Origin of the sequence: Kitasatospora sp. NPDC096077, from assembly GCF_040303245.1 — a bacterium.
Lineage (GTDB): Bacteria > Actinomycetota > Actinomycetes > Streptomycetales > Streptomycetaceae > Kitasatospora.
In genome coordinates this window covers 45,762-58,756 of sequence record NZ_JBEOSV010000026.1, presented here as the reverse complement: position 1 = coordinate 58,756, position 12,995 = coordinate 45,762, and the positions used below count along the sequence as shown (strand labels likewise).

8 protein-coding genes, 1 tRNA gene, 1 pseudogene and 1 riboswitch are annotated in these 12,995 nt (G+C 74.7%); of the genes and pseudogenes, 8 read left to right on the top strand and 2 right to left on the bottom strand.

What is annotated here, in order from left to right:
• Positions 1-150 precede the first annotated feature (150 nt).
• The 3 genes and pseudogenes from ABTZ03_RS22870 (at position 151) to ABTZ03_RS22860 (ending at position 4,531) form a co-directional block, all read left to right on the top strand.
• A complete protein-coding gene (locus ABTZ03_RS22870) occupies positions 151-1,017 on the top strand; it encodes an FAD binding domain-containing protein (RefSeq protein WP_350514931.1) in 867 nt (288 codons plus the stop codon).
• A gap of 71 nt (positions 1,018-1,088) precedes the next feature.
• Positions 1,089-1,542 (top strand): annotated as a pseudogene (locus ABTZ03_RS22865) ((2Fe-2S)-binding protein); the annotation flags it as partial.
• A gap of 658 nt (positions 1,543-2,200) precedes the next feature.
• On the top strand, positions 2,201-4,531 hold the full coding sequence (locus ABTZ03_RS22860) for a xanthine dehydrogenase family protein molybdopterin-binding subunit (protein ID WP_350514895.1): 2,331 nt from the start codon (positions 2,201-2,203) through the stop codon (positions 4,529-4,531).
• Between the two features lie 99 nt (positions 4,532-4,630).
• On the opposite strand, the gene ABTZ03_RS22855 is transcribed toward ABTZ03_RS22860, so the two are convergent.
• Positions 4,631-4,702 (bottom strand) — tRNA-Cys (locus ABTZ03_RS22855).
• A gap of 84 nt (positions 4,703-4,786) precedes the next feature.
• A riboswitch (guanidine-III (ykkC-III) riboswitch) is annotated at positions 4,787-4,852 on the top strand.
• Positions 4,853-4,896: 44 nt separating this feature from the next.
• Between ABTZ03_RS22855 and ABTZ03_RS22850 the strand changes: the two genes are divergently transcribed.
• Positions 4,897-5,211 (top strand): DMT family transporter, encoded by a 315-nt coding sequence (locus tag ABTZ03_RS22850; protein WP_350514894.1) that lies wholly within the window; start codon positions 4,897-4,899, stop codon positions 5,209-5,211.
• Positions 5,212-5,320: 109 nt separating this feature from the next.
• Positions 5,321-6,760 (top strand): MFS transporter, encoded by a 1,440-nt coding sequence (locus ABTZ03_RS22845; protein ID WP_350514893.1) that lies wholly within the window; start codon positions 5,321-5,323, stop codon positions 6,758-6,760.
• Between the two features lie 9 nt (positions 6,761-6,769).
• Here ABTZ03_RS22845 and ABTZ03_RS22840 read toward each other — a convergent pair whose 3' ends face one another.
• Positions 6,770-8,068 (bottom strand): polysaccharide deacetylase family protein, encoded by a 1,299-nt coding sequence (locus ABTZ03_RS22840; protein ID WP_350514892.1) that lies wholly within the window; start codon positions 8,066-8,068, stop codon positions 6,770-6,772.
• Positions 8,069-8,492: 424 nt separating this feature from the next.
• On the opposite strand from ABTZ03_RS22840, the gene ABTZ03_RS22835 reads away from it, so the two are divergent.
• The 3 genes from ABTZ03_RS22835 to ABTZ03_RS22825 are packed head-to-tail and all read left to right on the top strand — an operon-like array spanning position 8,493 to position 12,993.
• Entirely contained in the window at positions 8,493-9,137 is a 645-nt protein-coding gene (locus ABTZ03_RS22835) for a class F sortase (protein WP_350514891.1), read from the top strand.
• On the top strand, positions 9,134-10,450 hold the full coding sequence (locus tag ABTZ03_RS22830; RefSeq protein WP_350514890.1) for an alpha/beta hydrolase: 1,317 nt from the start codon (positions 9,134-9,136) through the stop codon (positions 10,448-10,450). Before ABTZ03_RS22835 ends, ABTZ03_RS22830 begins: the two co-directional genes overlap by 4 nt.
• Complete coding sequence (locus ABTZ03_RS22825; protein WP_350514889.1) at positions 10,447-12,993, top strand: rhomboid family intramembrane serine protease; 2,547 nt, start codon at positions 10,447-10,449, stop codon at positions 12,991-12,993. The genes ABTZ03_RS22830 and ABTZ03_RS22825 overlap by 4 nt, the downstream gene beginning before the upstream one ends.
• Positions 12,994-12,995 lie beyond the last annotated feature (2 nt).

Below are 12,995 nucleotides of genomic sequence, written 5' to 3'. Positions count from 1 at the left end.
ATTGTGTGCCAGAGTTGCCCAACCCGGCCCGATCGCCCGTACCCTACGGCCAGGCCGGGCTGCTGACGCGGACAGTGCGGCCACGGCCGCGGGCGGCAGACGATCGATGAGCAAGTGGAGCACGGTGGGACCCAGGTGAACCGGACGATCATGCTGCCGGCCTCGCTCGACGAGGCCGTCGACGCGCTGGCCGCCGCCCCGGCCGCGGTACCGGTGGCCGGAGCCACCGACCTCATGGAGGCCGTCAACGCCGGACGGCTGCGCCCCGCCGCCCTGGTCGGCCTCGGCCGGATCACCGAACTGCGCGGCTGGCGCTACGAGGACGGCGGCACCGCCGTGCTCGGCGCCGGACTCACCCACGCCCGGATGGACCGCCCCGACTTCGCCGCGCTCATCCCCGCCCTGGCCGACGCCGCCCGCACCGCCGGCCCGCCGCAGGTCCGCAACGTCGGCACCCTCGGCGGAAACATCGTCACCGCCGCCCCGGCCGGCGACACCCTCCCGGTGCTCGCCGCCCTGGAGGCCACCGCCACCCTGACCCGGGCCGGCGGCACCCGCGAGGTGCCGGTCGGTCACCTGCTCACCGGCCTCGACCCGGTGCGCCCCGGCGAACTGCTCACCTGGGTGCGGGTCCCGCTGCTGCACGCGCCGCAGGTCTTCCTCAAGGCCACCGGCCGCAGCGGCCCGGCCCGCGCCACCGCCTCGGTCGCGCTCGTCCTCGACCCGGCCCGGCGCGCCGTGCGCTGCGCCGTCGGGGCCGTCGCCCCGGTGCCGCTGCGCCCGCTGGAGGCCGAGGCCTGGGTGGCCGGCTGCATCGACTGGGACGGCAGCCGGGAGATCGACCCGGCCGCGGGCGCCGCCTTCGGCGAGTACGTGGCCGCCGCCTGCGTCCCCGACAACTACGGCGCCGAGGGCGCCTGGGAGGCCGTGACCGAGGGGCCGACCGCGGCCGCCGTTCGGCTGCGGCGTACCGTATCGGTGCTGGCCCGACGGGCACTGGGAAGGGCGCTGAAGTGACCACAGACCCCATCGAGACCCTCGACGCCGACCCGCTCGGCCTCACCCCCCAGGTCAGCCGGGAGCTGCGCCCGTGCGCCTCCTACACCCTGCGGGTCAACGGTTTCGAACGGCCCGTCACCGACGCCTGGATCGGCGAGAGCCTGCTCTACGTGCTGCGCGAGCGGCTCGGCCTGGCCGGCGCCAAGGACGGCTGCGAGCAGGGCGAGTGCGGCGCCTGCTCGGTGCAGGTGGACGGCCAGCTGGTGGCCGGCTGCCTGGTGCCCGCCGCACTGGCCGCCGACAGCGAGATCAACACCGTCGAGGGCCTGTCGGCCGGCGGCGGCGCGAGCGACGTCCAGCAGGCGCTGGCCGGCTCCGGCGCCGTGCAGTGCGGCTACTGCACCCCCGGCATGGCGATGGCCGTGCACGACCTGCTCCAGCGCAACCACCGGCCCACCGAGGTCGAGGCCCGGCAGGCGCTGTGCGGCAACCTGTGCCGCTGCACCGGCTACCGCGGGGTGCTGGCCGCCGTCCAGACCGTCGCGGACGCCCGCGCGCTGGAGGCCGAGGAGGCGGAGGAGGCCGCCGCGGCCGCCGCCGAACCGGCCGCGCGGACCACGGCCGCCCCGGCCGGGCGGCCCGCCGCCGTCGAGCCGCAGCCGGCCGTCGAGCCGCCGGTCCACGCCGACGCCGAGGCCTGGATCGAGCACGTCCCGCAGCCGCCCGTCGAGCCGGTCGCCGCCCCCGCCCAGGAGCAGGCCCCGACGCCCGCCCCGGCCGAACAGCCGTACGGCGACGGCGGCTACGACACCGGCGTGTACGACACCTCCGCCCTGACGGGGGCCCAGCCCGGCATCCCCGCCCAGGCCGTCGACGACCAGGTGTACTACCCGCCGCAGGGCTACCCCGAGCAGCCGTACCAGGCCACCCCCGCGCACGGCACCTACGTGCCGGCCGGCTACCCGGACGGCCACCAGCAGCACCCCGGCTACGACACCGGCTACGACGCCCCGGTGTACGAGCCCACCCCCGCGCACGGCACCCCGCTGCCCGGCGCCCGCCACGACGGCACGCCCCCGCACGGCACCCCGTACACGGACCCGCACGGCGCCCCGGCCGAGGCCGGCGTCCCGACCACCGGCGTCCCCTACGGCGCCACCCCCGCCCACGGCATCCGGCTCCCCGAGGACGACCACGCATCATGACGTCGCCTACCGACATCGGCGCAGCACTCCAGCAGGACGGCGGCGAGGGCGGCGCCGCACCGGAGCCGTTCGGCCTGGGCAGCTCCCCGCTGCGCAGCGACGCACTGCCCAAGGCGCTCGGCATCTACCCGTACGCGGCCGACCTGTGGGCCGAGGGGCTGCTCTGGGGCGCGGTGCTGCGCTCGCCGCACCCGCACGCCCGGATCCGCGGCATCGACACCTCGGCCGCGCTGGCCCTGCCCGGGGTGCACGCCGTGGTCACCGCCGCCGACCTGCCGCCCGGCCCGGACGGCCGTCCGGACGGCGCCCCGGCCGGCCCGATCGTCGCCGACCGGCCGGTGCTGGCCGCCGACGTGGTGCGCCACCACGGCGAGCCGATCGCCGCGGTCGCCGCCGACCACCCGGACACCGCCCGGCTGGCGGTCGGTCTGATCGCGGTCGACTACGAGCCGCTGGAGGCGGTCACCGACCCCGAGCAGTCCTTCACGGCGCCGGCGCTGCACCCGGACGGCAACCTGTTCCGCCACCTGCCGCTGCGCACCGGGGACCCGGACGCGGTCGGCGAGATCGTCGTCGAGGGCCTCTACCAGGTCGGCCGGCAGGACCCAGCCCCGCTGGGTGCCGAGGCGGGGCTGGCCGTGCCGCGCCCGGACGGCGGCGTCGAGCTGCACCTGTCCTCCACCGACCCGCACGGCGACCGCGACCGCACCGCCGCCTGCCTGGGCCTGGAGCCGGACCGGGTCCGACTGGTCGTCACCGGTGTGCCCGGCGCCACCTCCGACCGCGAGGACATCTCCTTCCAGGTCACCCTGGCGCTGCTGGCGCTGCGCACCGGCCGCCCGGTGAAGATGACCCTCACCCGCGAGGAGTCCTTCCACACCCACGCCTCGCGCCACCCCGCGCTGCTGCGCTACCGCCACCACGCCGACGCCGAGGGCACCCTGGTGAAGGTCGAGGCGCAGATCCTGCTGGACGGCGGCGCCTACGCGGACGTCTCCGCCGAGGCACTGGCCGCCGCGACGGCCTTCTCGGTCGGCCCGTACGTCTGCCCGAACGTCTTCGTGGACGCCTGGGCGGTGCGCACCAACAACCCGCCGGCCGGGCGGATGCGCGGCGAGGGCGCGCTGCAGGCCTGCTTCGCGTACGAGTCGCAGCTGGACCAGCTGGCCGCCCGGGTGGGCGTGGACCCGGTGGAGATCCGCCGCCGCAACGCGATGGCGACCGGCGACCCGCTGCCCACCGGACAGGCCGTCACCTGCCCGGCCCCGGTGCGCGCGCTGCTGGACGCGGTGGCCGCCGAGCCGCTGCCGGCCCTGCCGGTGGACGACCCGGACGCCGAGTGGCTGCTGCCCGGCGGACCGGGCGGGGCCGGGGACCCGGCCGCGGTGCGGCGCGGGATCGGCTACTCCGTCGGCATGGTGCACATGCTGGGCGCCGAGGGCGAGGACGAGGTCTCCACCGCCACCGTGCGGGTGAGCGGCGACCACGCCACGGTGATCTGCGCGGCCGTCGACGCCGGGCAGGGCTTCGCCACGCTGGCCCGGCAGATCGTGCAGACCGTGCTGGGCATCAGCGAGGTCTACATCGCCCCGGCCGACAGCGACCAGTCGGTCACCGGGCCGTCCGCCCGGGGCCGGCACACCTGGGTCTCCGGCGGGGCGGTCGAGCGGGCCGCGCTGATGGTCCGCCACCAGCTGCTGCAGCCGATCGCCGCCGACTTCGGGATGTCGGTGGAACTGCTGCAGATCGCCGACGGCAAGATCACCTCCTACGACGGGGTGCTCGGGATGCCGGTCGCCGAGGCGCTGGAGGGCAAGGAGCTCTGGGCCACCGCGCAGTGCCGCCCGCACCCGACCGAGCCGCTGGACGAGTCCGGGCACGGCGACGCCTTCGTCTCCATCTCCTTCTGCGCGATGCGCGCGGTGGTGGACGTGGACATCGAGCTGGGGGCCGTCCGGGTGGTCGAGATGACCGTCGCCCAGGACGTCGGCCGGGCGCTGAACCCGCGCCAGATCGAGGACCGGATCGAGGCGGGCGTGGCCCAGGGCGTGGGCCTGGCGCTGATGGAGGACCTGCGCACGGAGGGCGGGGTGCTGGCCAACCCCTCGCTCACCGGCTACCGGCTGCCCACCTCGCTGGACACCCCGGAGGTGCGGATCGCCGCGCTGCTGGAGGAGCGGGACGTGGTCGCCACCTTCGGTGCCAAGGCGGTCAGCGCGGTGCCCGCGGTGGTCGCCCCGGTGGCCGTCGCCGCCGCCGTCCGGGCCGCCACCGGCCTGCCGGTGGGCCGGCTGCCGATCCGCGCGGAGGACGCCGTCACGGCCTGAGCCGCGCCGCGGAACGCGGAATTCCGGGAGACGGGATTCCGCGGAACGGAATGCGGAATTGCCGGTCGACCTTTCCGGTCGACCGGCAATTCCTGTTCGAGGCCGTGGCGGGAATTGAACCCGCGTGTACCGCTTTGCAGACGGTTCCCTGAGCCACTCGGGCACACGGCCAGTGAATTCAGGATGGCGGAACGCCGGAATGAGGTCAACGACGTTCTGTAAATTCTGTGTGGCAATGTGTGCTACGGTCGGAAGCAGGTGGTTGTTTCCCCGCCACCCCGGACGAGCGCGTCGTACCCGGTGACGACAAGACGGCGCAGTTCAGCGGCAATCCGGCCGCTGTGGACTGCGGAGGTACGGCCGTCATGGCTTGGCTCGTTCTGATCGTCTCGGGTCTCCTGGAGACCGTCTGGGCAGTGGCCCTGGAATCGTCCAAGGGCTTCTCCCGCCTCGTTCCCAGCCTCGTCTTCGGCGTCGCGCTGCTGTTCAGCATGGGCGGGCTGGCGTACGCGATGCGCACCATTCCGATCGGCACCGGGTACGCGGTCTGGGTCGGCATCGGCGCGGTCGGCACCGCGCTCTACGGCATGGCGGTGCTGGGGGACGCGGTGACCGCGGCCCGGATCGGCTGCCTGCTGCTGATCGTCTGCGGCGTGGTGGGACTCAAGGTGCTGCACTGAGGCCCTTGGCACAGAGGCCCCGGGCGCCGAGGCCCTAGGTCCATCGGCGGAGCGGATCACCGCCGTAAGTCAGGATCCGTCGGCCCGGACGGCTCTTACGATGTTACGTATGACCACAGCCTCCCCCACCTCGGTCGACTCCGCCTCGATACCCACCGGATCCGACCCCGGTGGGGGAGTCATGAGCGCCCGGTACCGGGCGCTGACGCTGGGGATCGTGTCGGTGGTCCTGGTGATCGCCTTCGAGGCGACCGCGGTCAACACCGCGATGCCGACCGCGGCCCGTCAGCTGGACGGCCTCCAGCTGTACGCCTTCGCCTTCTCCGGCTACTTCACCACCACGCTGTTCGCCCTGGTCGTCTCCGGCCAGTGGTGCGACCGGCGCGGCCCGCTGCGGCCGCTGTTCACCGGCATCGCGGTGTTCGGGGCGGGCCTGGTGGTGGCCGGGACGGCGCCCGGCATGTGGGTGTTCGTGGCCGGCCGGGCGATTCAGGGGCTGGGCGGCGGGCTGGTGATCGTCGCGCTGTACGTGGTGGTCGGCCGGGCCTACCCGGAGCGGCTGCGGCCGTCCGTGTTCGCCGCCTTCTCCTCGGCCTGGGTGCTGCCCTCGATCGTCGGGCCGCTGGTCTCCGGGGCCGTCACCCAGCACCTCGGCTGGCGCTGGGTGTTCCTGGCCGTGCCGGCGCTGATCCTGCTGCCGCTGGCGGTGATGGGCCCGGCGCTGACCCGCTCCGAGCGGGAGCACCCGGTGCTCCGGGGCGCCGACTTCGACCGCCGCCGCACCCTGCTGGCCGCGATGGCCGCGGTCGGCGCCGGGCTGCTGCAGTACGCGGGCCAGCGGCGCGACCTGGTCGGGCTGGTCCCCGGGATCGCCGGGGCGGCGCTGCTGGTGCCGGCCGTCCTGGGGCTGCTGCCGAAGGGGACCCTGCGGGCCGGGCGCGGGCTGCCGACGGTGATCCTGCTGCGCGGGGTGGCGGCGGGGGCGTTCTTCGCGGCCGAGGCCTTCATCCCGCTGATGATGACCACTCAGCGCGGCTTCTCGCCGACGTTGGCCGGGCTCACCCTGACCAGCGGCGGGCTCTCCTGGGCGCTGGGCTCCTGGCTGCAGGGGCGGCCGGGGGCCGAGCGCTACCGCGGGGCGATGATCCGCGGCGGCTTCGTGCTGACCGCGGTGGCGATCGCGGGCTCCGCGCTGGTGCTGGTCCCGGCGGTGCCGTCCTGGACGGCCTCGGTGGCCTGGGGCGTCGGCGGCGTCGGGATGGGGCTGACGGTCGCCAGCGTCAGCGTGCTGATGATGCGGCTCTCCGCGCCGGAGGACGCCGGGGCCAACTCGGCCGCGCTGCAGATGAGCGACGCGCTGGGCAACGTGCTGCTGACCGGCCTGGCGGGCGTGCTGTTCGCGGCGCTGGGCGGCGGCTCGTTGGCCGCCGCCCACGAGGGCACCGGGGCCGACGGCTCGCCCGGCGCCTTCGCGGCGATCCTGCTGGTGATGGCCGCGGTCGCGGCGCTGGGGGCGCTGCTCGCCGGCCGGGTGCGCGCCCGGTCCTGACGGCCCCGGTCAGCTCGTGGCGGTGGCGCTGGGGGAGGGGGCCGGCGGCGCCGCCGGGGTGCCGAGGAAGGCCTCCCAGCCGCCGGCCGGGGACTGCCCCGGGCCGAGGCCCTGCAGCTTGCGCAGCACCGCCGGGTCCTGGGCGTCCAGCCAGTCCACCAGTTGGCGGAAGGACACCAGCCGGACCTCCGGCTTGTCCGCGATCGCCTTGAGCACGTCCTCGACGGCGTTCATGTAGATGCCGCCGTTCCACTCCTCGAAGTGGTTGCCGATGATGTACGGCGCCCGGTTGCTGTTGTAGGTGCGGTCGAAGCCCATCAGGTAGGCGTCCCGGGCCTGGGTCTGGTAGCCCGGGTAGAGCGCCGGATCGGCCTTGGTGTTGGGGCCGCACTGGTTGAACATGATGTTGTAGTCCATCGACAGCACCTGGAAGGTGTGCCCGGGGAACGGGATGGACTGCAGCGGGAGGTCCCACAGGGCGCCGCCCTGGATCTTCTGCGGCCACACCTGGGTGCCGTTGCCGCTGCTGTCGTAGCGCCAGCCGCGCTTGACGGCGGTGGGCAGCAGGTTGCGCTGGCCCTCCAGGCAGGGGGTGCGGCTGCCGATCAGCTCCTTGCGGTAGTCGAAGGGCAGCGCCGGCAGGTCGGTGAAGCCGGTGTTGGTGCGCCAGTTGGTGACGAAGTCCATCGCCTGCTGGATCTCGCTGTCCCACTCCTCCGGGGACCACTTGCCGACGCCGGTGGAGCCGCAGAAGTGGCCGTTGAAGTGGGTGCCGATCTCGTGGCCCTCCAGCCAGGCGGCGTGCACGTTCTCCAGGGTGTCGTGGATGTGCTGGTCGCTCAGGTAGCCGATCTCGGAGGCGCCGACCTTGTGCTGCGGCGGGCGGTACTGGTCCTTCTTGGACTCCGGCAGCAGGTAGAGGCCGCTCAGGAAGAAGGTCATCGAGGCGTTGTGCTCCTGGGCCAGCCGGCGGAAGCGGCCGAACAGGCCGTTGTCCAGCTCGCCGGCGCCGTCCCAGGAGAAGACCACGAACTGCGGGGGCCGCTGGCCGGGCTGGAGCCGTTCGACGACCGGCTGGTGCGGCTGGGGGCCGGTGTCCGAGGTGGAGCCGTCGCCGATGAGCGTGACCTGCGGCTTCTGCGGGGCCGGGGCCGGGGTGGCGCCCTGTCCCTCGGACGGTGGGGCGGCCGGGGTCGCGCCGCCGGCCGTCTGCTCGCCGCCGGCCCGGTCGCTGCCGCAGCCGGCCGCCAGGGTGGCGGCGGTGGCCGCTCCGGCGGCCAGCAGGGTTCGGCGGGAGAGTGCGTCCATGGTCACTCCGTTCATGTGGCGTTCGGCTGACGGCCGGCTCGCGTGCTGCGGGGGCGCGGCGTGCGGAAGTACGGTCCGACCGGAGAGGGATGGAGCCCGTGACCGGGTCAGCATGCCACGCGGGCCGGAACGGTCGAAGAGGCGCAGCGGACGGTCGTGATCGATCGCCCGATTGACGCAACCGAACCGGCGGGCCGAAACGTCGATGCTGTTCGACGGGTGAGAGTGCCGTGCCGGGGCGCGGAAAACGGCCGTCACGGTCCGTGGCGGAACGCCCACTCGGCGCAGGATCGGGCCGTCATCCCTGCCGATCGGCGGGTGTGGATACGACCATCGTGGGGACGTGGCCCGGCATCCGATCCGATTGAATGAGTTCCCAGGAAACTCTCAGGAAGGGGATCCGGGCCGACAGGAGGGAGCGACCGTGGGCGTCCAGCAGAGCAGGAGCCCCTGGCCGGGCACCCTGGCGGCCGGCGCGGCCCTGGTGCTCGGCGCCTGGCTGCTGCACGACGGCGGCACGCCCGTCCTGCCGCCCGCGCCGGGCGGCGGACAGGCGCTGTCCGGCTTCGCCCCGGTCTCGGTCGTCCCACCGCTCGGCCCGTCCACCCCGACCAGGATCCGCATCCCGGCCGTCCGCCTGGACGCCCCGGTCACCGAGCTGGGCCTCGACCCGGACGGCCACCTCCAGGCCCCGCCCGCCGCCGACCGCAACCTCGCGGGCTGGTACCGCGGCGGCGCCAGCCCCGGTCAGCGTGGAACCGCCATCCTGGCCGGCCACGTCGACAACCAGGCCGGGCCGGCCGTCTTCTACCACCTGGGGGCACTCCACCGGGGCGACCGGATCGAGATCGCCCGCGCCGACGGCGCCACCGCCGTCTACCAGCTGTACGCCATCGAAGTGCACGACCGAAAGGACTTCCCGGACGACCGGGTCTACCGCCAGGCCGCCGACGCACAGCTGCGGGTCATCACCTGCGGCGGCGCGTACAGCGAGGAACACGGCTACGAGGGCAACGTCGTCGCCTACGGATTCCTGGCCGACACCACACCACCGGGCAAAGCCGCATGACCACGCTCACCCTCGCCACCCGCTGGAACCCGATCGACTGGCCGCTCACCCACGGCCCCGTCCCCTACGCCGTGCTCGCCGCGGGCTGGGCCGCGCTGGCCCTGCTGGCGCTCTCCCGGCACGAGCGCTGGCGCGCCCCGCGGATGCTCGGCGCCCTGCTGCTCGGCGGCCTGCTCACCCTGCTGGTGAAGATCGCCGTCGACGACTGGTGGCGCCCGTTCCCGGAGGGCACGCCGGACTTCGTCCTGCGCTGGATCGCCGTCGCGCTGTTCGGCATAGCCCTGCTCTGCTTCCGCGCCCCGCTGCTGACCGTCCGCCGCCGGCTGTTCGCCGTCGGCGGCGTGGCCCTGGTGGTGGTGATGGCCGCCTCGCAGGTCAACCGCGGCTTCGACCAGTACCCGACCGCCCGGGCCATGCTGGCGCCGCACACCGACGAACTGACCACCGGACGGGCCGCCGCCACCGTGCAGGGCACGCCCGGCCGCCCGCTCGCCGAGGTCTGGCACGCGCCGCCCGGCCTGCCCGACAAGGGCACCCTCTCGCCGGTGACCATCCCCGGCACCAAGTCCGGCTTCACCGCCCGCCCCGGGTACGTCTACCTGCCGCCCGCCTACCGGGCCAACCCCCGGCCGCTGCTGCCCGTCGTGGTGCTGCTCCCCGGCCAGCCCGGCGCACCCGAGGACTGGGTCAACTCCGGCGCCATCCGGGAGAGCCTGGACGCCTTCGCCGCCGAGCACCAGGGCCTGGCCCCGATCGTGGTGGTCGCCGACCAGACCGGCGGCAACTTCTCCAACCCGCTCTGCATGGACTCCCGGATCGCCAAGTCGCAGACCTACCTGGCCGCCGACATCCCGGACTGGATCCACCACAATCTGCAGACCGCCACCGGCCGCGGCTCGCTGGCCATCGGCGGACTCTCGCTCGGCGGGACCTGCGCCATCCAGCTGGCCCTCAACGCGCCCGAGGTGTACGGCACCTTCCTGGACATCTCCGGGCAGGACGAGCCGACCCTCGGCACCCACCAGGAGACCGTCGACAAGGCCTTCGGCGGCGACGAGGCGGCCTTCGCCGCCGTCGACCCGATGCACCTGATGGCGGCCCGGAAGTTCCCGGACACCGCCGGGATGATCGTGGTCGGCGCCGACGACCCCTGGTACCGGCCGGGGCAGGAGAAGATCCACGCCGCGGCGCAGGCGGCCGGGATCAAGGTCGGCTACCAGACCATCCCCGGCTGGCACAGCTGGGTGGTGTTCCGGCAGGCCTTCGAGCAGAACCTGCCCTGGCTCGCGCAACAGACGGGGTTGATCCGATGACCCGACTCCTCGCCGCACCGACGACCCGGCCGACCGCCGAGCCCGGGCCCGGGCCCGACCTCGGCCCGGTCACCCGGACGCCGGAGCCCGGCCCCCAGCGGATCCGCCGGGCCGCCCGGCTGCTCCGCGACCAGCTGCGCGCGGCGCCGCTGACCCTCACCCTGCTGGCCGGGCTCTGGGCGGTCGGCGCGGCCACCGGGAGCCTGACCGACGGGCCGTCCGAGCGCCTGCTCTCCCGGGTCGGCGTCGGCCTGTCCACCCTCGGCGAGGGCCGCTGGTGGACCCCGGTCAGCTCGATGCTCTGGTCCTCGGGCACCGGAGCGTACGTCTTCACCAGCCTGCTGCTGCTCCTGGTCGGCCCGGCCGCCGAGCGCCGGCTCGGCCGGCTGCACACCCTCGCGGTGCTGGTCGGCGGGCAGGTGGCGGGCACCCTGCTGGGCGCGGCGCTGGTCCGGTTGGGCTCCGCCGCCGGGGAGCAGTGGACCGCCTCGGTGGCCGACCAGACCTCGGTCGGGCCCGGCGTCGGCCTGTTCGCCCTGGCCGGGGTGCTCGGCTACCGGCTCACCGTGCTCTGGCGTCGCCGGCTGCACCTGCTGGTGCTGCTCCTCCCGCTGGTCATGACGCTCTACGTCGGCCACCTGCAGAGCGTCCAGCGGTGCGCCGCCGCGCTGTGCGGCCTCGGCCTGGGCGCGCTGCTCAGCCGGGGGCGGCCGTACCTGCGCACCCACCGCTCCTCGCACGGCGAGACCCGGGTGCTGGTCGCGCTCTGCCTGGTCGCCGCCGCCTGCGGACCGCTGATCGCCTCGCTGTACGACAACGCCAGCGGACCGTTCAACACCTTCTCCGAGCTGTACTTCTCGCACCGGCTCAGCCCCGAGGAGGTGGCCGACCTGTGCGCCGAGTCGGTGCACAGCTGCGCCCGGGCGCACGCCGTCGAGCGGATCTTCGACACCCCCGGCCGGCTGATGGCCGCGCTGTTCCCGGCGCTGCTGCTGGTGCTCGCCGAGGGGCTGCGCCGCGGCCTGCGGTTCGCCTGGCGGATCAGCGTCGCCACCGAGCTGCTCTGGACCGCGCTGCTGGCCTGGCTGTACTTCGAGGCCGGGCCGGTCAGCGGCGACGTGGTGCAGTACTTCGTCGAGGCGATGCTGCTGCCGCTGCTGACCACCGCCCTGCTGCTGGCGACCCGGCAGCGGTTCCGGCTGCGGCTGTCCGGCCGGGCCGTGCGCCGGCTGGCCGTGGTGGTCGGCGGGGCGGCGCTGGCCGCCTCGGCCGCGTACGTGGGCCTCGGCCGGCTGGTGGCCGGGCAGTTCGAGCCGGGCGCGGGCGTGCGCGGGCTGGTGAACGGGCTGCCGGCCCAGTTCCTGCCGCCCGCGTACAACGACCTGCTGCCGGACTACCCGATAGCGGTCGGCCCGGTGGCGCTGCTCCTGGAGACGTACTGCGGGCTGGTGTTCTGGCTGGTCGCGCTGGTCGCGCTGCTCTCGGCGTTCCGCCGTCCGGTGCTGCACACCGACGCGGCCGCCGCCGCCCGGGCCCGGGCGCTGCTCGCCGAGCACGGCGGCGGGACGCTCTCCTTCATCACCACCTGGGACGGCAACCACTACTGGTTCGACGAGGGCGGCCGCGCGGCCGTCGCCTACCGGGTGGTCGGCACCGTGGCGCTGACCACCGGCGACCCCTTCGGCGCCGCCGAGGACCGGCCCCGGGCGGTGGCCGGGTTCGCCCGGTACTGCGACGCCCGGGGCTGGACGCCGTGCTTCTACAGCGTCGGCGCCGAGACCAGGGCGGTCACCGGGCAGCTCGGCTGGCGCTCGGTGCAGGTCGCCGAGGACACCGTGGTGCCGCTGCCCGAGCTGGCCTTCACCGGCCGCAAGTGGCAGGACATCCGCACCGCCCTGAACAAGGCCGGGAAGCAGGGCATCACCGCGGAGTGGTGGGCGTACCACGAGGCGCCGCTCGCGCTGCGCGAGCAGATCCGGGCGATCTCCGAGGAGTGGGTCTCCGAGAAGGGGCTGCCCGAGATGGGCTTCACCCTCGGCGGGCTGGAGGAGCTGGACGACCCGGACGTGCGGGTGCTGATCGCGGTGGACCAGGACCGGGTGGTGCACGGGCTGACCAGCTGGATGCCGGTGTACGGCGACGGCGTGCCGGTCGGCTGGACGCTGGACTTCATGCGGCGGCGCTCGGACGGCTTCCGCGGCGTGAACGAGTTCCTGATCGCCTCGGCCGCGCTCGGCTTCAAGGGCGAGGGCGCGCTCTTCCTGTCGCTGTCGGGCGCACCGCTGGCCCGCGCCAGGCAGGACGAGGAGCCCACCGGGCTGCAGCGGACGCTGGACTGGATGGGCAAGGCGCTGGAGCCGATGTACGGCTTCCGCTCGCTGCTGGCGTTCAAGGCGAAGTTCCAGCCGGAGTACCGGCCGATGTACATGGCCTACCCCGACCCGGCGGCGCTGCCCGGCATCACCAGGGCGATCGGCAAGGCCTACCTGCCGCACCTCACGGCGGCGCAGGGCGTCCGGCTGATGCGCAAGCTGTCGGGCTGACC